Source organism: Acidovorax sp. GW835-FHT14B10, from assembly GCF_058793725.1.
Genome location: NZ_JBXAGC010000014.1, coordinates 38,512 through 63,573 on the forward strand (window position 1 = coordinate 38,512; position 25,062 = coordinate 63,573).

Here is a 25,062-nt window from a genome sequence, read left to right on the forward strand (position 1 = left end):
ACTCTCAGGCTCTCAGGCCCCCGTGGCAAGAAAGGCCGCCAGCGCATCGTCGAACGCGGCGGGAGCTTCCAGGTTGGACAGGTGCGATGCAGGCAGCTCGGCCAGGTGCGCGCCGGCGATGGCGCGCTGCATGGCCTGGGCGTCGGCCACGGTGGTGACCGGGTCGCTGGCGCCGGCAATCAGCAGGGTGGGCACGCGGATGGCGCTGATGGCGCTTCGCAGATCGGCCTGCGCCAGGGCGTCGCAGCAGGCGGCGTAGCCTTCGGGCGCGATGCCGGCAATCCAGCCTTGTGCACGGGCCACCAGCGCGGGTTCGGCCGCGATGAAGGGCTCGGTGAACCAGCGGCCGGGCGACGAAGCGGCCAGCTCGGCCATGGCCGCCGTACCCTGGTCGCGCACCAGCGCGGCGCGGGTTTGCCAGCCTTCGGCCGTGCCAATCTTGGCGGCGCTGTTGCACACCACCAGGTGGTTCAGGCGCTCGCCGGCATGCACGCCCAGCCACAGGCCGGTGAGGCCACCCATGGAGATGCCGCAAAAGCTGGCCTTGGCAATGCCCAGCGCATCCAGCAGCGCCACCACATCGCCGCCGAGCTGGTCAAAGCTGTAGGGGCCGGGCGATACCACGCTGCCACCGTGGCCGCGCGTGTCGTAGCGCAGCACGCGGTGCGTCTGGGCAAAGCGCTGTGCCTGTGCATCCCACATCTCCAGCGTGGTGCCCAGCGAGTTGGCAAACACCAGCACGGGTGCATGGGTGGGCCCGTCCAGGCGCACGCGGAAGGATCCGCCGGGGGTTTCGATGGTTTGTGTCTGCATGGTGTGTGCTGGCCCGGTCAGACGCGTTCGATGATCACGGCAATGCCCTGCCCCACGCCGATGCACATGGTGCACAGCGCGTATTTGCCCCCCGTGGCGTGCAGGCGGTTCACGGCGGTGGTCACCAGGCGGGCGCCGCTGGCACCCAGCGGGTGGCCCAGCGCAATGGCGCCGCCCCAGGCGTTCACGCGGGCGTCGTCGTCCTTCAGGCCCAGGGCGCGCAACACGGCCAGGCCCTGGGCGGCAAAGGCTTCGTTGAGCTCGATCACGTCCATGTGGTCGATGGTCAGGCCGGTCTGGGCCAGCACCTTCAGCGTGGCGGGCGTGGGGCCGAAGCCCATGATGCGCGGCGCCACGCCGGCCGTCGCCATGCCCACCACGCGGGCGCGGGGCTTGAGGCCGTACTTGGCGGCGCTGGCTTCATCGGCCAGCAGCAGGGCGCAGGCACCGTCGTTCACGCCCGAGGCGTTGCCGGCGGTGACGGTGCCATCAGGCCGCACCACGCCCTTGAGCCGGGCCAGCGCTTCCAGGCTGGTTTCGCGCGGGTGCTCGTCCTGGCGGACGACGATGGCGTCGCCCTTTTTCTGGGGAATGGTCACGGACACGATCTCGCGCGCCAGGTGGCCGGCCTGGATCGCGGCCACGGCGTTGAGCTGGCTGCGCAGCGCCATGCGGTCCTGCGCTTCGCGTTCGATGCCGAAATCGGTGGCCACGTTCTCTGCGGTTTCGGGCATCGAATCCACGCCGTACTGCGCCTTCATCAGCTTGTTGACGAAGCGCCAGCCGATCGTGGTGTCATACACCGCGTTGTTGCGGCTGAAGGCGGTCTCGGCCTTGGGCATCACGAAGGGCGCGCGGCTCATGCTTTCCACGCCGCCGGCGATCATGAGCCCGGCTTCGCCCGATTTGATGGCGCGCGCGGCCGTGCCCACGGCGTCCAGGCCCGAACCGCACAGGCGGTTGATGGTGGCGCCCGGCACCTCAAGCGGCAGGCCCGCCAGCAGGCTGGACATGCGCGCCACGTTGCGGTTGTCTTCACCGGCCTGATTGGCGCAGCCATAGAGCACATCGGTCACGGCGGCCCAGTCCACGCCGGGGTTGCGCTCCATCAGCGCCTTGAGCGGGATGGCGCCGAGGTCGTCGGTGCGCACGTTCGACAGCGCGCCGCCGTAGCGGCCAAAGGGGGTGCGGATGGCGTCACAGATGAAGGCTTGGGTCATGGGTGTGTTCGGTGGTGTGGAGGGAAGATTCAGGCCTGGATGGGCAGGCCGACCAGGCGTTCGAGTTCGGCGTGTTCCAGCCCCTCGACCTTGTCGATGAGCTGGAGCCCCTGCGGCGTGCAGGCCAGCGTGGCCAGGTCGGAATAGATGCGCTTGACGCAGCCGATGCCGGTGAGCGGATAGGTGCACTGGGCCACGACCTTGCTGGCGCCCTGCTTGGTGAGCAGGTCCATCATGACCCAGGTCTGCTTGGCGCCGATGGCCAGGTCCATGGCGCCGCCCACGGCCGGGATGGCACCGGGCTCGCCCGTGCTCCAGTTGGCCAGGTCGCCCGTGGCCGACACCTGGAAGGCGCCCAGCACACAGATGTCGAGGTGGCCGCCACGCATCATGGCGAAGCTGTCGGCATGGTGGAAGAACGCGCCACCCGACAGCAGGGTGACGGGCTGCTTGCCGGCGTTGATGAGGTCGTAGTCTTCGCTGCCCGCGGCCGGCGCCGGGCCCATGCCCAGGATGCCGTTCTCGCTTTGCAGGATGACCTCGCGGCCCGCCGGGATGTGGTTGGCCACCAGGGTCGGCTGGCCGATGCCCAGGTTGACATAGGCGCCGTCGTGGATGTCTTGCGCCACCCGCTTGGCCAACTCTTCTTTACTACGTTTTTGATAGCTGCTCACGCTCGCTCCTTTTGCGCCAGAGGCCAATTTCATGCAGATTTCTTGAAACCACCGGCCTGCGTGGCAACGCGGGCGATCTTCAGGACGTGGCTCACATAGATGCCCGGCGTGACGATGGCTTCGGGATCGAGCGCGCCCAGTTCCACCACCTCGTGCACCGTGGCGATCGTGGTCTTGGCGGCGGTGGCCATCACCGGGCCGAAGTTGCGCGCCGACATGCGGTAGGTGAGGTTGCCCCAGCGGTCTCCCTTGTCGGCCTTGATCAGCGCCACGTCGCCATGAATGGGGTACTCCAGCACGTAGTGCTTGCCGTTGATTTCGCGGGTTTCCTTGCCTTTGGCCAGTTCCGTGCCATAGGCCGTGGGGCAGAAGAAAGCGCCAATGCCGGCACCGGCGGCGCGGATGCGCTCAGCCAGGTTGCCCTGCGGCACCAGCTCCAGTTCGAGCTTGCCGCTGCGGTAGAGGCCATCGAACACATAGCTGTCGGCCTGGCGTGGAAAGCTGCAGATGACCTTGCGCACCTGGCCCGCCTTGAGCAGCGCCGCCACGCCCTGCTCGGCGTTGCCGGCGTTGTTGTTGACGATGGTGAGATCGCGCGCGCCGTGGGCGATCAGGCCGTCGATCAGCTCGTCCGGGATGCCCGCCGTGCCAAAGCCGCCAATCAGCACGGTGGCCCCGTCCTTCACACCCGAGAGGGCCTGCGCCACCGAGTCCGCTATCTTGTTGATCATGGAAAGTCTTCCGGGAAGTAGCAAAAAAATCGCCTGCATTTGTTCTTATAATGAACAAATGTTCGCATAAAGAATTATAAGCCGAGCACTCCATGAACACCAATACCCCTCCTGCCAGCCCCAGACCAGGCGACAGCTACGTGCAGTCCTTCGCGCGCGGCCTGGAAGTGATCCGCTCGTTCAGCGCCAGCGCGCCGCAGCAGACCCTGAGCGAGGTGGCCGCGCAGACCGGGCTGACCCGCGCCGGCGCCCGGCGCATCCTGCTCACGCTGCAGACGCTGGGTTATGTGGAAAGTGATGGCCGGCTGTTTCGCCTCACCCCGCGCATCCTGGACCTCGGGTTTGCCTACCTGTCGTCCATGCCCATCTGGGATCTGGCCGAGCCGGTGATGGAAGCGCTGGTGGAGCAGGTGCGCGAGTCGTGCTCGGCGGCCGTGCTCGACGGCCTCGACATCGTCTACGTGCTGCGGCTGCCCACCCACAAGATCATGCGCACCAACCTGGGCGTGGGTTCGCGCCTGCCTGCCGCCTGGACATCGATGGGGCGGGTGCTGCTGGCCAGCCTGCCCGACGACGCGCTGCAGGCGCGGCTGCAGGGGCTGACCCCGCAGCGCTTCACCCAGCACACCGTGATGGACATGCCCACCCTGCTGGAGCGCATCCGCCAGGCACGCACACAGGGCTGGTGCCTGATCAATCAGGAACTCGAAGAGGGGTTGATCTCGATTGCCGCACCACTGACCAACCGCGCGGGCCAGACCGTGGCCGCCCTCAATATCAGCGGCCAGGCCAACCGCTCCAGTGCCGAGGTCATGCAGGCCACCATGCTGCCCGCCCTGCTGCGGGCCGCGCAGGCCATCTCGCGCATGCTGGGCACCCAGCACAGCTGATCCCCGCGCTGTGGGCGGACGCCCCCAAGGGCCGCGCGGGACGCCCGCTCAATGCCTGCGAAAGCCCAGCACCAGCACCACCGCCCCCAGCGCTATCGCGCCCAGACTCAGCCACTGGGGCACGTTCACCGATTGCTGGTCTTTCACGGTCAGTTCCAGCGGGCCGAGCTTGGCCTGCGTGGTCTCTTTGGTAAAGCTGAAACCGCCAGTAAAAAAACCGGCCAGCCCCAGCACGATCAGGACCACTCCGATCAGGCGCAGTGCATTCATGGCATCTCTCCCACATCCGGGGTTGTTGGACAAAGGCACGGCATTGACCCCGGTTTCCCCACCCGTGCCCGGCCACTGTAGGTCCGCGCAGCAGCGGCGCGTGTAGGACGCCACCGCAAGGGCGCGCGCCAGCGCCCTGCTGCTGCCAGCGCATCTGCGTGCTACGCTCAGCGCCATGTTCAACCCGTCCCAAGCCGATGTGCGCCGCTTCCTCTGCGCGGTGCACGCCAAGACCCTGAGCGGCCAGCCCATGGAGGCCATCGAAACCCTGGCCAGCCTGTGGATCGCCGAGCACCCCGAATACCACGCCGAGCTGGCCGATACCGACGCCGCCGTGGCGCGCAACTACGACGAAACACCAGAGCAGACCAACCCGTTCCTGCACCTGTCAATGCACCTGTCGATCAGCGAGCAGTGCAGCATCGACCAACCGCGCGGCATTCGCCAGGCGGTCGAACTGCTCACGGCACGGCTGGACTCGCTGCACGACGCCCACCACGCCACCATGGACTGCCTGGGCCAGATGCTGTGGGAGAGCCAGCGCGCCGGCCGCCCGCCGGACGGCGATGCCTACATCGCCTGCGTGCAGCGCCGCGCCACGCGGGACTGAGCGCGCCGGCCAAGGCGTCAGGCAGACACACCGGAAACCGTACGCTTGGGCGCCGCCATGCGCCCTTGCTGCAGCGCATAGCCGCGGGGAAACACCAGGACATCGCATTGCACGCCGCCCACCAGCCGCACCGCAACGCTGCCCATCAACCACCCCATGGCTGTCCAGCGGCGTGTATGGCCGACGGCAATCAGATCGGCGCCAGAGGCCTCGTGCTGCACCGCCAGCTGGCGCGCAGGATCGCCGGCCCCGATGACCGTGGCGACCCGGTTGCGGCGGGTGTCAAAAGCGGTGGCCAGCGGCAGCATCTTGCGGCGTGCGTGCTCCCGCACTTCTGCGCGATAGGTCTGAATGGCCTGCATCGATGCCTCGGCGCTGCGCAGCCTGGCCTCGTCGCGGCGGTCAATGGCGTGGTAAAGCTCCAGCCGCGCCTCGGCTTGCAGCCCCCCGGCATACCGCACCAACGCCCCTGCGGCCTCGGAGAAATCCACCGCAATCAGCACATGCTGATAGGCCCCCTCGGGCGTGTTCTGCACGATCAGCACCGGGCAGCGGCTGCCGCGCAGCACCCGCGCCCATGGCGAGCTCCGCAGCAGGTGCATCCAGCTGCAATGCGTGCGCCGGTCCATCACCAGCAAGTCAGCTCCCGCCGCTGCGGCCAGCGCATCGGCCACCACGTCGCCGGTGCCCCGTCCTCCTGCAACGGCGGCAATGTCGTGGCGCCGGGCCAGTTGGCGCGCCCGCTGCTCCAGCCGCGCGTGCGGGTCGGTGAACTTGGGGTCGGGCCTGTCGGTGCCGTAGAAGATGCGCAAGCGCGCATGGTGGCTGGCTGCGACCATGGCGGCACGGTCCAGCGCCTGCTCGGCAGCGGCAGAAAAATCGGTGAGGGCAACAATCGTTTGAAGATGCATGAAACTTCCCGGTGAGCGTACGAACGGCCGGCGCAGGGCGCCGCGCTGGGTTGCGCCATCCATGCGCCCACGCCACGGAAAACCACGGAACGTGAGCGAAGGGAAGCCGGAAGCTCCATCGCTGCAGCGCGACATGCGCGCGCGCTGGTCCGGCAGCACTGCCCGGCGGTGGTTCGATGACGCTCTTGGGGAAGAAGAAACCGCCGGGCCTAGGAATCTGCGGCCGGCGAAGCTGGTTTCTGAACACCCGTCCTTTGCACGACGCGTGCGGGCAGCGCAGCCGTCTTGGACGACTCGGCGGCACGGACACAGGAGGGAAAAACCAGAATTTGCATAGGGGTATTTTACCAACGCACCCCCCAAAGGGCAACCAAGCCCCTGCGCAGCGTGCCAGATAAGCCGACAGCTGCGGCAACCAGCACCCGTCCGCCGGCAGAAACAAAAGAGCCCGCGGGCTGCGGGCTCTTGGCGAATGGCGTGGATCGGCGGGGCCAGACCCCAGCCAGTGGTCAGCTCAACGAAAGCGCGATTGCGGCACGGTGTGCAGGTCGCCATCCAGCGAACCCACATAGCTTGCCAGCGCCTTCAGTTCGGCGTTGGTGAACTGCTTGGCGATGCCGCCCATGATGGCGTTGCCGCGGCCCACATGGGCGTTCTTTTCCACCTTGTACGACTTGAGCGCCACAAACAGATAGTCGGCGTGCTGGCCCGCGATCTTGGGATAGGACGGGTCGATGGGCTTGGAGAAGTTGTCGCCGTGGCAGGACACGCAGGCGCCCTTTTTCAGCAACTCGGCCACTTGCACGCTGGGTTCGCGGCCTGGCTTGGCGGCCACTTCGGCGCCGGTCTTGCCGTGCTGCTCATAGTAGGCCGACACATCGGCAATGTCCTGCTCGGTCAGCGAATCGGCAATGCCGCGCATGGTGGGGTGCTTGCGCTCGCCCTTCTTGTAGGCGGTGAGCGCGGCAGCAATGTACTTGCCGCTCTGGCCCGAGATCATGGGTACCTTGTGCACTTCGGGAAAGCTGGACTGGTAACCCGGAATGCCGTGGCACCCGATGCACATCGCAATTTTCTGCTTGCCGGCTTCGACGTCGCCTTTGGTTTCCTGGGCTTGGGCAATCGCCGTCACGGAAGCGACAGCCAGGGCGAATATCGTAGTCAACGTCTTGTTCATTTTGCGCGCACAATCGTGTGAAGGTTCAGCTCGGGGGCTCTGATCAGTCGGCGATTATAGCCAGCGCTTGTCAAGCCCATCCATCAACGATTCGGTGTTTTGTTCATGAAATTTCAAGGCTCCCAGAACTACGTCGCCACCCAGGACCTGATGCTCGCGGTGAACGCCGCCATCATGCTGCAGCGCCCCCTGCTCATCAAGGGCGAGCCCGGCACCGGCAAGACCATGCTGGCCGAGGAGGTGGCCCAGGCGCTCGACATGCCGCTGCTGCAGTGGCACATCAAGTCCACCACCAAGGCGCAGCAGGGCCTGTATGAATACGACGCCGTGAGCCGCCTGCGCGACAGCCAGCTCAATGATGGGGACAGCGCCGAGCGCGTGAAGGACATCCGCAACTACATCGTGCAGGGCGTGCTGTGGCAGGCCTTCACGGCCGACCGTCCCGTGGCGCTGCTGATCGACGAGATCGACAAGGCCGACATCGAGTTTCCGAACGACCTGCTGCGCGAAATCGACCGCATGGAGTTCTACTGCTACGAGACGCGCGAGCTCATCAAGGCCAAGCACCGCCCGCTGGTGTTCATCACCTCCAACAACGAGAAGGAGCTGCCCGACGCGTTTTTGCGCCGCTGCTTCTTCCACTTCATCAAGTTCCCCGAAGCCGACACGATGCGCCAGATCGTCAACGTGCACTTCCCCACGCTCAAGAGCGAGCTGCTGGGGGTGGCGATGAAGACGTTCTACGACGTGCGCAACCTGCCGGGCCTGAAAAAGAAACCCTCGACCAGCGAACTGCTCGACTGGCTCAAGCTGCTGGTGGCCGAGGACATTCCGCTGTCGGCCCTGCAAAGCGCCGACAACAAGGTGGCAGTGCCCCCGCTGGTGGGCGCGCTGCTCAAGAACGAGCAGGATGTGAGCCTGTTCGAGAAGCTGGTGTTCATGAACCAGAGGAACCGATGAGCCCCGCGCAGCGCCGTCATCCCGCCTGCAACGCCCCGATGGGCGCTGCGCCGCGCCGGATGGGCCGGCTGGCAGCACAGGTCGCCCCCACTCCATCTTTCGCATGACCGATACCCAACGACTCCTGATGGAAGGCGCATCCGACGCCGTGGGCTTTGTCGGCGGCGCGCTGGCAGGCTTCTGGCTGGGCCAGTTGCTGGGCTTCGACATCTTTGCCGCGGGCTACGGTACCGCCAGCCTGGTGGGCATCGTGCTGGTGGGCCTGGGTGGGGGCCTGGGCCTGCATGCGGCGCGGCGCTGGCGCGCCAGCCGCCGCGCGAAATCGGAACCGTGACCATGGCGCTGGTGGAACCCGTCATCCTGCGCGACCGTGGCGTGCGCCTGGAACCGCTGGCACTCGCCCACGCAGCAGGCCTGGCCGCTGCGGCGGCCGATGGCGAGCTGTGGAAACTGCGCATCACCTCGGTGCCCGAGCCCGAGGGCACGCGCGCCTACATCGAAAGCGCGCTGGCCATGCGCGAGCAGGGCCAGCGCTTTGCGTTCGCCGTGGTCGAAGAAACCACGGGCAAGGTCCTGGGCTCCACCAGCTACCACGACATCGTGCCTGCGGTGCGCCGCGTGGAGATTGGCTACACCTGGTACGCCAGGAGCGTGCAGCGCACCCATGTCAACACCACCTGCAAACTGCTCATGATGGGCCACGCCTTCGACACGCTGGGCTGCCATGTGGTGGGCTGGCGCACCGACAACTACAACTTCGCCTCGCAGCGCGCCATCGAGCGCCTGGGCGCCAGGAAGGACGGCGTGCTGCGCGGCCACGCGCTGCGCCGCGACGGCACCATCCGCGACACAGTGATGTACAGCATGCGTGCCGGTGAGTGGCCCGAGGCCCGGGCACAGTTGCACTATTTGCTGGGGTGCCACGAAGGCACCTGACGGTCCACCGCTCCGTCAGTCCACCACCAGATTCAGCTCGCGCGTCAGGCGCCGATAACTGGGCCAGGTGCGATCGATGAACTTGCGCAGCGCATCGCCCGTCAGTACCGGGCCGTCCTCGTGCAGTGTTTCGCGCACTGCCTTGATGCGCTGCGAATCATTCACCGACGCAGTGAACAAATCCGCCAGACGCCGCGTCACCTCGGGCGAGGTGCCCGCAGGCGCGAACAGCATGTTGCATTCGGCCAGATCTTCGTAGGCAGACCCCTTGAAACCGACATCGATCCAGCGCGGAACGCCCGGCAGCCGGCGCGACTGCTCGCCCACGGTAATCACCACGGGCCTAATCGCCCCCTTGTCGAGACCCGCGCCCATGCCCGCCAGCGAGCCCGCGCCCATGTCGATGGTGCCGGCGTACAGATCCATGAGCATGGCGCCAGTGCCCTTGTAATTGGCCACGTTGAACTGACCCCCAGTGTCTTTGGCCAATTGCGCCAACATCAACTGCCAGCCCGAGCCGATGGAATAGTTGCCGACGTTGATCGGCTTTTTCTTGGAATAGGCAATCACCTGCTCCAGCGTCTGCGCAGGAAAGTCCTTGTTCACCATGGCCACCACCGGACCGACACCCATGGCCGCAATGGGCAAAAAATCCTTGTCGGTGTTGACCGGCGGCTTCTTGAGCAAGACAGGCGCCTGCGCCAGTTGGCTGTGCAGAGACATCAGCAGCGTGTAGCCGTCGGGCGCGGAGCGCGCCACGCTCTCGGCCGCGATCATGCCCGAGCCTCCGGGCTTGTTTTCCACCACCACGGACACGCCCAATTTCTGGGCAAGGTAGTCGGCCAGCGCCCGTGCCGTGGAGTCATTCGACGAGCCCGGGGCCTGCCCGGCGATGATGCGGATCGTCTTGGCCGGCCAGGCATCGCTGGCGTGCACCGGCAAAGCCTGCGATGCCAGTGAAGCAGCCCCAAGAGCAAGCAGGTGGCGACGACCCAGGGTCAGTCGGGGTTGTTCAAGATCGAGGGACATGGAAAGCTCCTGAAAAGACCGGATGGTCCGGGACCATCATCGTGGTCTCCGTGATGTGAGGTGCCCTGTAGGCGAATGTGCCCGGGCCTGTAGCTGGTGCCATCAAGGCCAGTAAGGTCAGTATAAAAATCCGCCTTTCATATCCCGTGCGGGACAACCCCGATTTGTATGGCATTCACCAGACAAGCACGGGTTATCCCGCACACCATGGGACCGCACAGATCGCGAAACTTGTCCGTACAAGTACGCCCCTTTTGCATGCCCATTTCGCCCCCAAGCCCCCCCGCCGGCAAACGCGGCCTCGTCTGCGCACATCTCGTGCGCGGCATCGAGAGTGGCCGCTGGCCCGTCGGCGCGCTGCTACCGACAGAAGCGGTGCTATGCGCCGAGTTGCACGTGAGCCGCCACACGGTGCGTGCGGCGCTGGCAGACATGCAGGCCATGGGACTGGTGGCCGGCCACCAGGGTGTAGGTACGCGCGTGCTGCGACGCAGGCCCGAATCGACGCCCTCGCACTCGCTGCAGACCATCTCGGAACTGGCCCTTTACGCGCGCAACACCACGGTGCGCGTGCTGGACGTCAAAGACATCTCGCTCGACGAACCCACGGCGGAGTGGATAGGCACAGGCACCGGTGCGACCTGGTGCCTGGCACGCACGCTGCGCACGGCGGCGGAGCAGGAGGCACCCATCGTTTTGTCCTCGGTCTGGGTGCCCCTGGTCAGCAAAGGCGCCATCGATGCGTCGAGCCAGTCTGGCCTGCCGGTGTTCATCGAGGTGCAACGCCTGCAGGGCCGCATGGTCAGCGAAGTGCTCCAGGTCATCGGCATCAGCATCGCCACACGCGAGCAGGCCACGCTGCTGCGCTGCAAAACGCGCGAGCCCCTACTGCGCATCCAACGCTGGTACTACGACAGCCAGCGCACCTTGCTGGAGGTGACCGATTCGCTGCATCCGCAGGACCGCTTCCAGTACGCCGTCACGCTGCGCCATGTGTCGGGCGCAGGCATCACGCAATCCCCATCAAACCAGGAATGAAAGCCCCATGAAGCCCTTGGCAGGACAACGCGTCATCGACCTCACGCAGAACGTTGCAGGGCCCTACTGCACCCAGGTGCTGGCCGACCTCGGCGCCGAGGTGGTCAAAATCGAGCGCCCTGGCGCCGGCGATGACACACGCCACTGGGCGCCCAACATCGGCGCGGCCATGTCACCCACCTACGCCACTTTCAACCGCGGCAAGCAAAGCCTGGCGATCAACCTGGACGACCCTGAGGGCCAGGCCCTGCTGGTCAGCATGCTGCTGCCCGATGACGTCTTCGTGCACTCGCTCAAGCCCGGCAGCGCCGAGCAGCGCGGGCTAGGCTACGAGGCCTTGGCCGAAAGCCGCCCCGGGCTGATCTACTGCGCCATCAGCGCCTATGGCACGAGCGGGCCGCGCGCCGCCTTTCCCGGCTATGACCCACTGATCCAGGCCTACGCGGGCATCATGTCGGTCAACGGCCACGAGGGACTCGCGCCTGCCCGGGTGGGCGTGTCAATGGTCGATATCGGCACGGGTCTGTGGTCGGCGCTGGGCATCGTCGCGGCCTTGTCACAGCGCAAGGACAGCGGCCGAGGCTGCCGCGTCGACACCTCGCTGCTGGAGAGCGGCGTGGCCTGGATGACCAACCCCATCGCCAACTACAGCGCCAGCGGCAAACTGCCGCGCCGCATGGGTTCGGCCACTGCCATGCTCATGCCCTACGAGGTATTCCAGTGCGGTGACGGCCAGGTATTCATCGGCTGCGGCAACGACCGGCTGTTTCGCAAACTGCTGCAGGGGCTAGACCACCTGGCCCTGGCCGAGGACGAACGATTTGCCACCAACGCCGAACGCGTGAAGCACCGCGAATTGGTACACGATACGCTCGAAGCCATCACCGGGGTGCTGCCGACGGCCCAGGTCATCGAACGGTTGGAGGCGCAAGGCGTGCCGGTCAGCCCGGTGAATGACTTGTCGCAGGTCATGCAAGACGCGCAGGTTCAGGCCGTGAACATCGCACACCCCTTGGCCTGGGAGGGCGGCCCGGACCGCCCCCTGAGCGCCATCGGTACGCCCATCCGCTTCGACGGTCAACGTGAATTCGCCAGCCACCTAAGCGCCCGCGTGGGTGCTGACTCCCAGGCCCTGCTACACGCCGCCGGCGTGAGCGAGGAACGCATCGCGCAGCTGGTGAGCAACGGCACCGTACAGATTTGAACGACAAGACAAGGAACCATGATGGATTTCGCGTATTCGAGCACCCAGCAGGAGATCCGTGCCGCGGTGGGTGAACTGGCACAGCGCTTTGGCGATGCGTACTGGCGCGACTGCGATGCGCGCGAGGCCTACCCCGATGCATTCGTGGCGGCCATGACCGAGGCGGGCTGGCTCGCGGCCCTGATTCCGGAGCCCTATGGAGGCTCCGGCCTGGGCCTGCTGGATGCCTGCGTGGTCCTGGAAGAGATCAACCGCCAAGGCGGCAACGGAGCCACCTGCCACGCCCAGATGTACACCATGGCCAGCGTGCTGCAGCACGGCAGCGATGCGCAAAAGCAGGCCATCCTGCCGCGCATCGCCACGGGCGATCTGCGCCTACAGGCCTTCGGCGTGACCGAGCCGGACGCTGGATCCAACACACTGCGCATCAAAACCTTCGCCAAAAAGGTGAATGGCGGTTACGTCATCAACGGCCAGAAGATCTGGACCTCGCGCTTTCGCCAGTCCGACATGTACCTGCTGCTGGCCCGGACCACGCCCTATGAGGAGGTCTCGCGCAAGACCGACGGGCTGAGTCTTTTCCTGGTGGACATCGCCAAGGCGGGCAAGACCCTGCAGCCGCGCACCATAGACACCATGCTCAACCACCACACCAACGAGGTATTTATCGACAACCTGGAGGTAGCCGACGAATGGCGCGTGGGCGAGGAGGGCCAGGGTTTTCGCTACCTTCTGTCTTCGCTGAACGCCGAGCGGCTGCTCGTGTCCAGTGAATGCATCGGCGACGGCAAATGGTTAATTGATCGCGCTCGCACCTATGCCACCAGCCGCGTGGTGTTCGACAAACCCATCGGCGCCAACCAGGGGGTGGCGTTTCCGATTGCCAAAGCACATATGAACCTGAGTGCCGCCGAACTCATGCGCAACCAAGCGGCGTCACTGTTCGACCAGGGCCTGCCCTGCGGCGGTGAAGCCAACATGGCCAAGTACCTGTGCTCAGAGGCCTCGTGGGAAGCAGCCGAGGCCGCCATGACCACTTACGGCGGCTACGGCGTAGCCACCGAATACGACATCGAACGCAAATGGAAGGAAACCCGTTTGTTCCGCACCGCGCCCATCTCCAACAACCTCGTTCTGGCCTATGTCGCCCAGCACCTGCTGGACATGCCGCGGTCGTACTAAACCTTCCTGGAGCAACCCGCCATGGAAACCCTGCTGTTCGAAAAAAACGTCAGTCCCGGTGTCTCGGTGCTGACCCTCAACCGACCGGAAGTGCTCAACGCCTTCAACACCGCCATGTGGCGCGAGCTGTGGACGCTGTTGCGCGAGCTGGCCTACGACACCACGCTGTCTTGCCTCGTGATCCAGGGCGCCGGACCGCGTGCGTTTTCCGCCGGGGGCGACCTCAAGGAGCGCAACCACATGAGCGACGCAGACTGGGCCGCTCAGCACCAGCTCATTGAAGACGTGCTGCTGCAAATCCGCGACTTCCCGCGCCCGATCATTGCCGCCATGCACGGCATTGCGCATGGCGGCGGGATCGAGCTCGCGCTGATGTGCGACTTCATCATCGGCGATGACAGCTGTGATATCGCACTGCCCGAGGTCAAGCGCGGCTTCCTGCCCGGCGGTGGCGGCCTGCAGAACCTTGCGCGCGCCATCGGCGTGCGCAAGACCAAGCAGATGCTGTTTTCCGGCGCACGCATCCAGGCGCGACAGGCGCAGGAATGGGGCATCCTCAACGAGTGCGTCGCCACGGGCGGGCACCTGCCGCGCGCGCTGGAACTGGCGCGTGAGATCACCCGCGCCGCCCCCATGGCCGTTCGCACTGCCAAGATCGCGCTGCAGCAGGGTGCGGACTGCGACTTCCGCAGCGGCTACGCGCTGGACCTGGCATTTCACAACCTGCTGGTGCGCTCGCCGGACCGGCTCGAAGGCATCAGCGCCTTCAACGAAAAACGGGAGCCACAATGGACGCAAAGGTAAACCCTGACTTCTGGGGCCTGGTGGAAGCGCTCTACGCGCGCCGTGCCCCGACCATCGAACCCGCAGCGCTGGAGCACGCGCGCCGCGCCTGGCTAGATACCCTGGCCTGCATGGTGGGTGGCGCCCGCGAGCCAGCGACGCTTGCAGCAGCGCGCGCGGCTGACACGGCGGGCGCAGAACACATGGCCCTTGTGCTCGGTACGGCGTCGCATGCGCTGGACTATGACGATGTCTGCATGCTGGCCACCTGCCACCCTAGCGCGCCCGTGGTGTCGGCGCTGTTGGCGGTAATCGACCAAACGAACAGCGAGGTGGAGCTTTCCGACCTGCTCGCGGCCCATCTGGTGGGCACCGAGGTCATGTTGCGGCTTGGCGCATGGCTGGGTTTTGGCCACTATGCGCTGGGATTTCACGCCACCGGAACGCTGGGTGTCGTCGGCGCAGCCGCCGCATGTGCCCACCTGCTGCAATTGCCTGCGGCGCAACTGCGCACGACGCTGTCGATCGCAGCCAGTTCAGCCAGCGGCCTTCGCGCCAACTTCGGCACCGATACCAAGCCGCTGCACGTGGGCTTCGCGGCCAGCGCCGCCATCCGCGCAGTGGCATTGGCGCAAGCAGGGGCCACCGCAAGTGACGACGCCCTCGCCGGTTTCGCCCACGCTTTCTCCGGCGGGGCGCAGCTCGAACTGCCGCGCTGGGATGCAAACACGCCCTGGGCCGTGCTGGCGCCGGGGTTCGAAATCAAGCGCTACCCAAGCTGCTACCTGACGCACCGCATGATCGCGGGCATCCAGCGCCTGCGCGAACACCGCCCGCCGCAAGCGGGCGACGCGCCCGTGACCATCGACGTGCTGTTCCCCCACGGTGGCACCGCGCCACTCAAGCACCCTCGACCAAGTACCGGCCTGCAGGCGAAGTTCAGCGCGCCCTACTGCGCCGCCGCCGCATGGGTGGACGGCACCGTGGGCCTGGCCAGCTTCAGCGATGCCGCCGCAACCCGTGCTGCACTGCGCCCGCAGATGGACCGGGTGCGCGTGAGCGAGCGCCCCGGCCCGCATGAGCCGCTGGAGAGCGCGCCGGTGCAGGTGACAGTCACAACAGCCAGCTGGGAAGAATCGATCCTGGTGGACTGGGCGCCCGGCTCCCTGCAAGACCCCTTCACCAACGAAGAACTGGTCACCAAGTGGACGGATTGCGAAACCAATGGCACGACAAAGATTCTCCCAGGCACCGCCACCGCCTGGCTGGAAGCCGACCAGGCCCAGCCGGTGAAAACGTTTCTGCGCGGCCTGCGCGCAGCCATTTTCTTGCGCAGCAAAAGCGCCGCTGAATAAAATCTGTTGGTGATCTTCCGGGGGTCACAACCGGGCTTTCATGCGTCCGGTACACGACAGGCGCTTTGTTCCAGTCGGACACATAATGGGCAGAAAAGGCTGTCCCCATGCTGATTGACTTCTTCTACACCCTGCGCGCCGCCAAGTTACCGGTATCCGTCAAGGAATACCTCACCCTGCTCGAAGCCCTGCAGGCCGGCGTGGTGGGCCCCAAGTCGGTGGACGGCTGGAGCCTGGACGACTTCTACCACCTGGGCCGCACCGTGCTGGTCAAGGACGAAAAGCACTACGACAAGTTCGACCGTGCTTTCAGTGCCTACTTCAAGGGCGTGGAGATGGTGGCCGACTTCACCAAGGAGATCCCCGCCGACTGGCTGCGCAAGATCCTGGAGAACGAGCTCACGCCCGAGCAGAAGGCCGCCATCGAAAAGATGGGCTGGGACGAACTCATGGAGACGCTCAAGAAGCGCCTCGAAGAACAGAAAGAGCGCCACGAGGGCGGCAGCAAGTGGATCGGCACGGGCGGCACTTCGCCGTTTGGCCACGGCGGCTACAACCCCCAGGGCATCCGGATTGGCGGCGCGGGCAAGAACAAGAGCGCCGTCAAAGTGTGGGAGCAGCGCGCCTACAAGGACTACGACGACCAGCAGGAGCTGGGCACGCGCAACATCAAGGTGGCGCTGCGCCGCCTGCGCAAGTTCGCGCGCGAGGGGCATGAGCTGGAGCTGGACCTGCCCGACACCATCCGCAGCACGGCGGCCAACGCCGGCTACCTGGACATCAAGATGGTGCCCGAGCGCCACAACAACGTGAAGGTGCTGCTGCTGATGGACGTGGGCGGCACCATGGACGAACACATCCAGCGCGTGGAAGAACTGTTCAGTGCCGTGAAGACCGAGTTCAAGCACCTGGAGTTCTATTACTTCCACAACTGCGTGTACGACTTCATGTGGAAGAACAACCGCCGCAGGTTTGCCGAAAAATTCCCGACCTGGGACATCATCCGCAAGTACAACAAGGACTACAAGCTGATCTTCGTGGGCGACGCGACCATGAGCCCGTATGAAATTTTGCAGCCCGGCGGCAGTGTGGAATACAACAACGAGGAAGCCGGCGCCGAGTGGATCCAGCGCCTGACGCACGCCTTCCCCAAATTCGCCTGGATCAACCCCGAGCCCCAGGGTGTGTGGCAGTACCGCCAGAGCATCAGCATCATCCAGCAGCTCATCGGCAACCGCATGTACCCTTTGTCACTCAAGGGGCTAGAAGAAACCATGCGGCTGCTGTCAAAATAAGCACATGCCCATTGCGCCTCCGACGCCGGCCCGATGGCCGGCGTTGCTGTTTTTCTGCGTGGTGTGCCTGCAAGGCTGCAGCCTCTTGCCCCGGGGCGAACCAGATGCCGCCGCAGATGCTGCCGCCATTCCGGTCACTGACAGCTCCGCCTTGTCTGCCTTCACGCTCGAAGTGAACGCACCCGATGGCGTGCGCGAGACCCTGGAGCGCCATCTGGAGCTGCAGCGTTTTCGCAACCTTACCGACCTGCAGGACGGCGAGCTGCAGCGCCTGCTGGCCGCCGCCGACGCCAACGCGCGCCAACTGCTGGGCACGCTGGGCTACTTTGCGCCCACCATCACGGTGGTGATGACCGACACCCCGGCCAGCAGCGCCGCCTTGCGCGCCGTGGCGGTGACGGTAGAGCCCGGCCCGCAGACTCGCATTGCCAGCACCCGCATCACCGTGGCCGAGCGCACCGACGAAGACACCGACAACCGCGCACGCCGGCAAGAGAGGTTGCAGCGCAACTGGTCGCTCCAGCCCGGCGAGCCCTTCACCCAGTCGGCCTGGGACAGCGCCAAGACCGACGGCCTGCGCCAGCTGCAGGTGCGGCGCTACCCCACGGCCCGCATCGCGCAAAGCCGGGCCGAGGTGGATGCCGACACCCACCAGGCGGCGCTGAGCGTGACCTACGACACCGGCCCGGCCTACCGCTTCGGCCCCCTGGTGGTTGAGGGCAGCGAACGCTACGACCCCGATGGCGCACGGCGCCTGGCCCGCCTGCCCACCGGCGCCTTCTATGACGAGGCCACGCTGATGGACACGCAGTTGCGCCTGGCCAGCAGCGGTTATTACGACGCCGTGTTCCTCACCCTCGACACCGAAGGCACCGCCCCGCAAGCCGCCCCCGTGGTGGCGCAGGTGCGCGAGGCGCGGCTGCAAAAGCTGGTGTTTGGCGCCGGCCTGTCCACCGACAGCGGCCCGCGCCTTTCGATGGACCACATCCACAACCGGTTGCCCGGCATCGGCTGGCGCGCGGTCAGCAAGCTGTCGCTGGACCGCGAGACCAAGCTGGCGGGCACCGAGTGGACCGACCTGCCCGACGAGAACGGCTGGCGCTGGTTTGCCTCGGCCCAGGGGCAGCGCGAAACCACGGGCGACTACGAGGTCAACAGCGCGCGCCTGCGCACGGGCCGCAGCAAAAGCAGCACGCGCATCGATCGCAACTATTTTCTGCAGTACGACTACGCCAACAGCCAGGGCCTGAACGCTCCGTCCTCGGCCACGGCGCTGACCCTGAACTACGGCTGGACGGGCCGCTATTTCAACAGCACCGTGGCGCCCACGCGCGGGCACGGGCTGGCGATGGAATTGGGGGCGGGCACCACGTTCACCCCCGAGCGCGACCCGTTTGTGCGCACGCTGCTGCGCTGGCAAGCGTTCCTTGCGGCGGGCCGCGTGCAGGCCGAAACCGGCGGCGCACGCAATGCCCGCATCGCCCTGCGGGCCGAAGCCGGCGCCGTGCTGGCACGCCAGGCCGCGCAGATCCCGGTGACCCAGCTTTTCCTGACCGGCGGTGACACCACCGTGCGCGGCTACGGCTACCGCGCGATCGGCGCCCGTACCGAAAACAACCAGCTCTTTGGCGGCCGCTACCTGGCCCTGGCCAGCGCCGAATGGCAACGCCCCATCGTCTACAACGGCGCCATGACCGACTGGGAGAGCGCGCTGTTCGTCGATGCCGGCGCCGTGGCCGACCGCGTGGGCGACATGGACCCGCGCGTCGGCGTGGGTGCCGGTGTGCGCTGGCGCAGCCCGGTGGGTCCGCTGCAGGCCGACCTGGCCTATGGCGTGCAGGCAAAACAGCTGCGGCTGCATCTGCGTCTGGGGTTCAGCTTCTGATGCGCCACAAGCCACCAGCCCGGCGCCCACCTCCAGCGGATTTTTCGGCGGGCGGCGCCCCGCCCTCCACTGCGCCCGTGCGTGGCCTGCGGGCGCACCAGGCACTGCGCTTCACGGGCTGGCTGCTGGTGTGCCTGTGCGCCCTGGTGCTGGCGGCCGGCACGCTGGCCTGGTGGTGGTCGGGCCGCGACAGTTCTCTGGCGACCCTGCTGGCACGCGCAGCCCTGTACCTGCCCGCCGACCAGACGCTGGACAGCCGCGAGGTGAGCGGCTCGCTGCGCAGCGGTGGCCGCATTGGCTGGCTGCGCTGGAGCAGCCCCACGCTGCGCGTGGAAGTCAGCGATGCCCGCGTGGGCTGGCAGCTGGCGCCCTTGCTGCAGCGCCGCCTGGAACTGGGCGAGGTGCACGCCGCCCACCTGGCGATCACCCCGCTGGGCCCGCCCGGCACCGAACCCCCGCCCCCGCTCGACACCCTGGTGCTGCCGCTGCAGATCGGCCTGCCCTTTCGCATCGACCGCCTGCAGTGGGCTGGCATACCGGCCGTCGAAGCAGCGGGGCTGGTGGGCGACTACCGCTTTGACGGGCGCCAGCACCATCTGGTGATAGGCGATGTGGCGCTGGCCCAGGGCCGCTACACCGCCCGCGCCACCCTGGACGCCCAGGCCCCCATGGCGCTCGACGCCACGGTGGACGGCAACGTGCACCAAGCCGTACCCGGCAGCGGCACCCGTGTGCAGGTACAGGCCCACGCCACGCTCCAGGGCACGCTGTCCGGCGCGGCGGCGCAACTGCAACTGGAGGCGCGTTTGCGCCCTGTCGCGCAGACGGCACAGACGCCACAGCCCACCGAAGCCATGCAGGCCGATCTGCAGGCCACCCTGGCCCCGTGGGCGCCCCAGCCCGTGCAGCAGGCGCGCGCCACGCTGCGCGCCGTCAACCTGGCCACGCTGTGGCCCCAGGCCCCCGCCACGCTGCTGCACGGCACGCTGCAGGCCGGCCCCACGGTGGCGCCGGCGGCGTCGGGCTGGGCCGTGCAGGCGCAGATCCAGAATGCACTGGCAGGCCCGTGGGACCAGGCGCGCCTGCCGCTCACCGCCCTCGCGGCCAGCGCCACCTGGGATGGCACGCGCTGGAGTGTTCCCGGTGCCACGGCCAGCGTGGGCCAGGGCACGGCCACGCTGCAGGGCCACTACACGCCCGCCACCGGCGCCATCGACGCTCAAGCCCGGCTGCGCCAACTGCCCCCCGAGGCACTGCACTCGGCACTGGCCGCCGCGCCCGTGTCCGGCAGCGTGGTGGCACAAACCCAGGGCAACGGCAGCGTGGCCTTCACGGCCGACATCGGGGCCGGCCAGGCCCGCGCGCCGCGTGGCCCCGCGCTGCGCATCAACACCCTGCAGGCCAGGGGGCAATGGCAGGCACAGGAAGGCGGCGGAACCGTGCGGCTGGATCGCCTGCTGGTCGATGCCATGCAGGCGCGGCTGCAAGCCACCGGGCTGCAGGTGGCGCTGGACGCCATTGCTGTGCAAGGGCAACTGCAGCTCACGGTGCCCGGCGCCAGCGCCCAGGCCCAAGGGGCTCTCGCGCCCCGCAGCGGCGCCGGCGCGCTGCAGCTGCAATGGACCGACGCCGACCGCACCCAGCGCTGGCTGGCCCAGCTGCCGGGCCTGGCCGCCTTCCTGCAAGGCGTTGCGCTCAAAGGCCAGGCACAACTGGCCGGCCGCTGGACGGGCGGCTGGCAAAGTCTGGCAGAGCAACTGCAGGCAGTCCGGGAGGGCAAGGCGCCGCCTGCGGACAAGGCCCCGTTCACGCTGCAGGCCACGCTGTCGGCCCCGCAATTCGACCTGACCCTGCCGCCGGGCAGCGGCACCACCGCAGTGCCCACCTCCGTGCAGATGCAAGCGCTGCAGGCGCAGCTGTCGGGCTCGCTGGTGCAGGCCACGCTGGCACTGGACGGCACACTGCGCACGGGCCCGCTGCAGACGACGCTGCACACCCGCGTGGCGGGCGGACTGGCCTCCGCTGCGCTGTGGAAGGCGCAGGTGAACGCGCTGCGGCTGCAGTTGCAAGACACCCAACGCCCCGGCCCCTGGACCCTGGTGCTTGCCGAGCCTCTGGCCATTTCGGCGCAGGTCGACCCTGCCACCAGTGCACCCGGCGGGGTGGTGCTGCAGGCGGCGGCCGGTCAGGCCCGCCTCACCGGCCCGCTGCCCGGCAGCGTGGCGCTGCAATGGCAACCTTTGCGCTACCAATCGGGACCCGGCACGGCATTGCGCCTGCAAAGCCAGGGCCGCCTGCAGGGCCTGCCTTTTGCCTGGCTGGATGCCTTGGGGTTGGAGGACGCACCGGCGGTGGCCGGCCAACCGGTCCAGCCGCTGCTGGCCCGCCTGGGCCTGGGCGGCGACATGCTGCTGGAAGGCCAGTGGAACCTGGATGCCGGCACCACCCTGCGCGCCCAGGCCAGCCTGCGGCGCAGCAGCGGCGACCTGCACATCCTCACGGGCGAAGCCACCCCCGTCACGGTGCTGCAAAGCAGCGGCCAGGGCACCGGCGCGGGCAGCCCCACCGCCATCACCGCCCCCCCGCGCGGCAGCCGCGCTGGTGTACGCCAGGCCGAGCTGACGCTGGAGGCCGAGGACCAGGCCCTGCGCGCACGCCTGCTCTGGGCCAGCGAGCGCGCCGGCGAGATCGACGCCAGCGCCAGCACCCGCCTCACCCTGGGCGAGTCACTGGCAGATGCCACCTGGGCGCCCGACGCACCGCTGGCCGCCAGCGTGCGCGCCCGCCTGCCCGATGTGGGCGTGTGGTCGGCCCTGGCCCCACCGGGCTGGCGTGTGCGCGGCACCCTCGATGCCAACGCCACCCTGTCGGGCACGCGCAATGCCCCCCGCTGGGCTGGCACGCTGGGCGCCGATGGCCTGGCCGTGCGCTCCGTCGTCGATGGGGTGGACCTGCAAAACGGCCAGCTGCGCGCCACGCTGCGGGGCAACCAGCTGGAGTTGACCGAATTGCGCCTGCAGGGCGGGCGCGGCAGCAACGCGCGCATTGCGGGCTTCAGCGGCAACCGCACGCCCGCTCCGCAAGACGGCGGCACCCTCACCGGCTCGGGCCGCCTCACCTGGGGCGAGCCCGGGGCAGGCCTGTCGGGCATGGCCATGGACATCACCGCCGAGGCCCGCGCGCTGCAGGTGCTGGTGCGCGCCGACCGCCAGGTCAGCGTGTCGGGCCAGGTGCAGGCGCAGTTGCAGCAAGGCCAGTTCAGCCTGCGCGGCAAGCTCACCACCGACCGCGCCACCATCATCCTGCCCGACGAATCGGCGCCCCGCCTGGGCTCGGACGTGGTGGTGCGCTCAGCCGCCAAAGACCGCGAAGACCAGGCCAAGGCCCAGGCGGCCGGCCGCGCCCACCAGAAAGCGGTGCAGGCCGAAACCACCCGCCCGCCCGCCGTGGCCATCACCCTCAACCTGGGCCGCGACTTCGCACTGCAGGGCCAGGGCATCACGACCCGCCTCAACGGCGAACTGGACATACGCGGCAGCACCGTGCCCGGCGCCCCGCCCCGCGTGACCGGCGAGGTGCGCACCGACGCAGGCCGCTACCGCGCCTGGGGCCAGATGCTGGACGTAGAAACGGGCCTGATCCGCTTCAACGGCCCCTACAACAACCCCGCGCTCGACATCCTGGCGCTGCGCCCGAACATCAGCGTGCGCGCCGGGGTGCAGGTCACCGGCACGGCCCTGGCGCCGCGCGTGCGGCTGTATTCCGACCCCGAACTGCCCGACGCCGAAAAACTCTCCTGGGTGGTGCTGGGCCGCGACGCGGCCAACGGCGGTGCCGAGGCCGCCGTGCTGCAGCAGGCGGCCCTCGCCCTGCTGGGCCGCGGTGGAGGTAGCGGCAACCCCACCGCCCAGGTGGCCAGCCGCCTGGGGCTGGACGAGATCGGCTTCAAGGGCCCCGGCGCCGGCGAAGACGCCGCCAGCGCCGCGCTGACCTTCGGCAAGCGCCTGTCCAAGGACATGTACGTGACCTACGAGCGCAGCCTGTCGGGCACGCTGGGCACGCTGTACATCTTCTACGACCTCTCGCGCCGCCTCACCCTGCGCGGCCAGACGGGCGAAAAAAGCGCGGTGGACATCATCTACACCGTGCGTTACGACTGATCCGGGCGCACCTTGACAAGTCAAATACGGCCTTGGCGCTCCTGCAGAAAGCACTGACAGCTATCAATACAGAAGCACCGGAGCGCGTACAATCCGCGCCTGCGTGCTCCTCGTAGTTCAATGGATAGAACGAGTGCCTCCTAAGCGCTAGATACAGGTTCGATTCCTGTCGAGGGGACCAAATCAAAGGCCGACAGCTTCCACAAGCTTCCGGCTTTTTTCTTTTTCCCTATGGAAATGGGCTTTGACTAGTGCGCATGCGTCCGCATAAGTGTGCATGAATCCGGGGGTATGCGGGGGTACATTTGGGGGTGCATTTTCAAAAAGTGGGGGTACATGGCCCCAGCCAAGGGGCACACGAACGCCCAAAAATGCCAAATTGTCGCCAAGCGTGGCGGGGGCTCCACACGCCACCCCGGCCAAGCCGCCAGCAGATACCCCCACCCCCCGAAACCTGCGCGCACAAAAATTTGAGGAACCGGTCGGTTTCCAGTGGGTGCGCCTCAGACTTTCGGAGCCCCCTACCCTATCGCCTCAGAGCCCCAGGCACCACCAGACAACGCCCGCAAATGTGCATCAGGCTTTGCACGTTTGGCCCCATTCCTTCGCCCCCTTGTGTTTTTGCGTGGAAACAGTGGGAACACCGCATAAACAGGGGCTTGCCGCGTTCCCACTCCTTTTAGCGCAGTGGGAACAGTGGGAACAAAATCCGGGGAAATAGCCTGTTTCCGCACATTTCCGGGCATCAAAACCCACGATCAGGCCAAAAACAGGAGCCCCGAACGTTCAACACCGCACAAGTGCCAATGCACCTTTTGGTGCATATTTGCAATTTGCAGCGCGGAGGGGATTCATTCCCCGCCCCCACACGGGCGGCCCGCTGGCCAGTGCCTGGCGTACACGCACAAAGGCCCGTGCACACGCATGCACGGGCCTGGCCAGGTGGTGGACGCCCTACACGTCCAGGGCGAATAGTGACGGGGCGATGCGGTAGCAGTTGGACACGCCCAAGCCGGGCAAGCGCTGCTTGCAGTCAAACGCCCGGCCCGCCCCGGGCATCAGAGCCCCATGCTCCAACAGGACACGGGCCACCGCCTGGTAGTCGAAGCCCTGGCACACCTCAGCCCGGAACACCTCGGGCAGCAAGAAGTATTCGACACTGACCGCCTCGCCATCAGCCGGGGCCATGCGCTCCCCATACTCCCGCTGGTGTTCGGCATCGTTCTTGATGGGCTTGCCGTCCTGGTCAACCATGCGCCGGAACCCCGCACGCTGCAGCGTCTTGGCGTTGTGGTCATCAGACGCACGGTGCCACCAGGTAAAGCGGCCTTCGCCATGTGTTTCAAGGAACCGGCGCACAGCTCGCAGCATGGCCACCACCTCACCATTGCCAGCCCCACCACGGGCAGACAGCCAGGCGTTAAAGCAGGCGCGTGCACCGCGTTCGCTCTCGCCCGCTGGCCAGCCCGTCAACCCCGCCTCGGTGGCCAGCTCGCCCGCCACACCCACCAGCGCAAAGCGGGCGCCCACGCGCTCCACCTGGCCGGATGCACCTTGCGGTATCCACGCACGGGCCAGGGCTTGCACACCCGTGCGCAGGCGCTTGCCCAGGCCCTCAGCATTGGCACAGGCCCATTCAACAAACGCCCGGCCCGGTGCCCCGTGGAAAAGCTGCGCCTGGTTGGTCAGGTGGCTGGCAAATGCGGCCGGACCTGCAAAGTCGTGGATGCTCTCGAAGGCACCCAGCCCCGCGCCTGCATCGGCCGGAATGTCTGCCATGCGCACCTCTTGCCCGGTGCGGGTGCGCTTCATGCCTTCGGCCATGTGGTCGGCAAGCCCCAGCTCACCAGCGCTGAGGAAAAGCAGGCGCCAGGACAGGCGGGCGCGTGGTGCACCGTTGCGGGTGGCGCGTGACTTGCTCTGCTCATTGGCCAGCATG

22 protein-coding genes and 1 tRNA gene are annotated in these 25,062 nt (G+C 67.2%); 14 read left to right on the forward strand and 9 right to left on the reverse strand.

Going from position 1 to position 25,062, the window contains the following annotated elements; all coding sequences use genetic code 11:
- Window positions 1–12: 12 nt before the first annotated feature.
- From pcaD to AC1Q5S_RS12425, 4 genes are read right to left on the reverse strand one after another with little or no spacing between them, the layout of a single operon-like run.
- Complete coding sequence (gene pcaD / locus AC1Q5S_RS12410; RefSeq protein ID WP_422203623.1) at window positions 13–813, reverse strand: 3-oxoadipate enol-lactonase; 801 nt, start codon at window positions 811–813, stop codon at window positions 13–15.
- A gap of 17 nt (window positions 814–830) precedes the next feature.
- On the reverse strand, window positions 831–2,033 hold the full coding sequence (pcaF, locus tag AC1Q5S_RS12415; RefSeq protein WP_303837540.1) for a 3-oxoadipyl-CoA thiolase: 1,203 nt from the start codon (window positions 2,031–2,033) through the stop codon (window positions 831–833).
- A gap of 29 nt (window positions 2,034–2,062) precedes the next feature.
- Window positions 2,063–2,707: a 3-oxoacid CoA-transferase subunit B gene (locus AC1Q5S_RS12420; RefSeq protein ID WP_303837542.1), complete on the reverse strand. Its 645-nt coding sequence runs from the start codon at window positions 2,705–2,707 to the stop codon at window positions 2,063–2,065.
- A gap of 29 nt (window positions 2,708–2,736) precedes the next feature.
- Complete coding sequence (locus AC1Q5S_RS12425) at window positions 2,737–3,438, reverse strand: 3-oxoacid CoA-transferase subunit A (RefSeq protein ID WP_303837544.1); 702 nt, start codon at window positions 3,436–3,438, stop codon at window positions 2,737–2,739.
- Window positions 3,439–3,530: 92 nt separating this feature from the next.
- Between AC1Q5S_RS12425 and AC1Q5S_RS12430 the strand changes: the two genes are divergently transcribed.
- Window positions 3,531–4,328 carry an IclR family transcriptional regulator domain-containing protein gene (locus AC1Q5S_RS12430; protein ID WP_422203620.1) on the forward strand — a complete coding sequence of 266 codons (798 nt, stop codon included), beginning with the start codon at window positions 3,531–3,533 and terminating at the stop codon, window positions 4,326–4,328.
- Between the two features lie 48 nt (window positions 4,329–4,376).
- Here the strand turns inward: AC1Q5S_RS12430 and AC1Q5S_RS12435 are convergent, their stop codons facing one another.
- A complete protein-coding gene (locus AC1Q5S_RS12435) occupies window positions 4,377–4,598 on the reverse strand; it encodes a hypothetical protein (protein WP_303837548.1) in 222 nt (73 codons plus the stop codon).
- Between the two features lie 175 nt (window positions 4,599–4,773).
- Between AC1Q5S_RS12435 and AC1Q5S_RS12440 the strand changes: the two genes are divergently transcribed.
- Window positions 4,774–5,208 carry a DUF1841 family protein gene (locus AC1Q5S_RS12440; protein ID WP_422203618.1) on the forward strand — a complete coding sequence of 145 codons (435 nt, stop codon included), beginning with the start codon at window positions 4,774–4,776 and terminating at the stop codon, window positions 5,206–5,208.
- Window positions 5,209–5,225: 17 nt separating this feature from the next.
- Here AC1Q5S_RS12440 and AC1Q5S_RS12445 read toward each other — a convergent pair whose 3' ends face one another.
- Complete coding sequence (locus tag AC1Q5S_RS12445) at window positions 5,226–6,119, reverse strand: universal stress protein (protein ID WP_422203616.1); 894 nt, start codon at window positions 6,117–6,119, stop codon at window positions 5,226–5,228.
- 514 nt (window positions 6,120–6,633) lie between these two features.
- Complete coding sequence (locus AC1Q5S_RS12450; RefSeq protein ID WP_303837554.1) at window positions 6,634–7,296, reverse strand: c-type cytochrome; 663 nt, start codon at window positions 7,294–7,296, stop codon at window positions 6,634–6,636.
- A 105-nt stretch (window positions 7,297–7,401) separates the two neighbouring features.
- Here AC1Q5S_RS12450 and AC1Q5S_RS12455 point away from each other — a divergent pair, with 105 nt between their 5' ends.
- The 3 genes from AC1Q5S_RS12455 to AC1Q5S_RS12465 all read left to right on the forward strand — a co-directional run bounded on the left by AC1Q5S_RS12455 (window position 7,402) and on the right by AC1Q5S_RS12465 (window position 9,192).
- The gene (locus AC1Q5S_RS12455; protein WP_303837556.1) at window positions 7,402–8,256 is read left to right on the forward strand and encodes an AAA family ATPase; all 855 of its coding nucleotides are present in this window, start codon (window positions 7,402–7,404) and stop codon (window positions 8,254–8,256) included.
- A gap of 103 nt (window positions 8,257–8,359) precedes the next feature.
- Window positions 8,360–8,590, forward strand: a complete 231-nt coding sequence (locus tag AC1Q5S_RS12460) for a hypothetical protein (RefSeq protein ID WP_303837558.1) — start codon at window positions 8,360–8,362, stop codon at window positions 8,588–8,590.
- A gap of 2 nt (window positions 8,591–8,592) precedes the next feature.
- On the forward strand, window positions 8,593–9,192 hold the full coding sequence (locus tag AC1Q5S_RS12465; RefSeq protein ID WP_422203613.1) for a GNAT family N-acetyltransferase: 600 nt from the start codon (window positions 8,593–8,595) through the stop codon (window positions 9,190–9,192).
- A 15-nt stretch (window positions 9,193–9,207) separates the two neighbouring features.
- Here the strand turns inward: AC1Q5S_RS12465 and AC1Q5S_RS12470 are convergent, their stop codons facing one another.
- On the reverse strand, window positions 9,208–10,221 hold the full coding sequence (locus AC1Q5S_RS12470) for a Bug family tripartite tricarboxylate transporter substrate binding protein (RefSeq protein ID WP_422203611.1): 1,014 nt from the start codon (window positions 10,219–10,221) through the stop codon (window positions 9,208–9,210).
- Between the two features lie 258 nt (window positions 10,222–10,479).
- On the opposite strand from AC1Q5S_RS12470, the gene AC1Q5S_RS12475 reads away from it, so the two are divergent.
- From AC1Q5S_RS12475 to AC1Q5S_RS12515, 9 genes are all read left to right on the forward strand, one after another.
- Window positions 10,480–11,259 carry a GntR family transcriptional regulator gene (locus AC1Q5S_RS12475; protein ID WP_422203609.1) on the forward strand — a complete coding sequence of 260 codons (780 nt, stop codon included), beginning with the start codon at window positions 10,480–10,482 and terminating at the stop codon, window positions 11,257–11,259.
- A 7-nt stretch (window positions 11,260–11,266) separates the two neighbouring features.
- Entirely contained in the window at window positions 11,267–12,463 is a 1,197-nt protein-coding gene (locus AC1Q5S_RS12480) for a CaiB/BaiF CoA transferase family protein (protein WP_422203607.1), read from the forward strand.
- A gap of 21 nt (window positions 12,464–12,484) precedes the next feature.
- On the forward strand, window positions 12,485–13,645 hold the full coding sequence (locus AC1Q5S_RS12485; protein ID WP_422203661.1) for an acyl-CoA dehydrogenase family protein: 1,161 nt from the start codon (window positions 12,485–12,487) through the stop codon (window positions 13,643–13,645).
- Window positions 13,646–13,666: 21 nt separating this feature from the next.
- Window positions 13,667–14,449, forward strand: a complete 783-nt coding sequence (locus AC1Q5S_RS12490; RefSeq protein WP_422203605.1) for an enoyl-CoA hydratase/isomerase family protein — start codon at window positions 13,667–13,669, stop codon at window positions 14,447–14,449.
- The gene (locus AC1Q5S_RS12495; RefSeq protein ID WP_422203603.1) at window positions 14,434–15,783 is read left to right on the forward strand and encodes an MmgE/PrpD family protein; all 1,350 of its coding nucleotides are present in this window, start codon (window positions 14,434–14,436) and stop codon (window positions 15,781–15,783) included. Before AC1Q5S_RS12490 ends, AC1Q5S_RS12495 begins: the two co-directional genes overlap by 16 nt.
- A 107-nt stretch (window positions 15,784–15,890) precedes the next feature.
- Window positions 15,891–17,078, forward strand: a complete 1,188-nt coding sequence (locus tag AC1Q5S_RS12500) for a vWA domain-containing protein (protein WP_422203601.1) — start codon at window positions 15,891–15,893, stop codon at window positions 17,076–17,078.
- 4 nt (window positions 17,079–17,082) lie between these two features.
- Window positions 17,083–18,963, forward strand: coding sequence for an autotransporter assembly complex protein TamA (locus AC1Q5S_RS12505; protein WP_422203599.1), 1,881 nt, complete (start codon window positions 17,083–17,085; stop codon window positions 18,961–18,963).
- Window positions 18,963–23,123 (forward strand): translocation/assembly module TamB domain-containing protein, encoded by a 4,161-nt coding sequence (locus AC1Q5S_RS12510; protein WP_422203597.1) that lies wholly within the window; start codon window positions 18,963–18,965, stop codon window positions 23,121–23,123. Before AC1Q5S_RS12505 ends, AC1Q5S_RS12510 begins: the two co-directional genes overlap by 1 nt.
- A gap of 106 nt (window positions 23,124–23,229) precedes the next feature.
- Window positions 23,230–23,304, forward strand: a tRNA-Arg gene (locus AC1Q5S_RS12515).
- Window positions 23,305–24,077: 773 nt separating this feature from the next.
- Here AC1Q5S_RS12515 and AC1Q5S_RS12520 read toward each other — a convergent pair.
- Window positions 24,078–25,061, reverse strand: coding sequence for a DUF927 domain-containing protein (locus AC1Q5S_RS12520; RefSeq protein ID WP_422203663.1), 984 nt, complete (start codon window positions 25,059–25,061; stop codon window positions 24,078–24,080).
- Window position 25,062 lies beyond the last annotated feature (1 nt).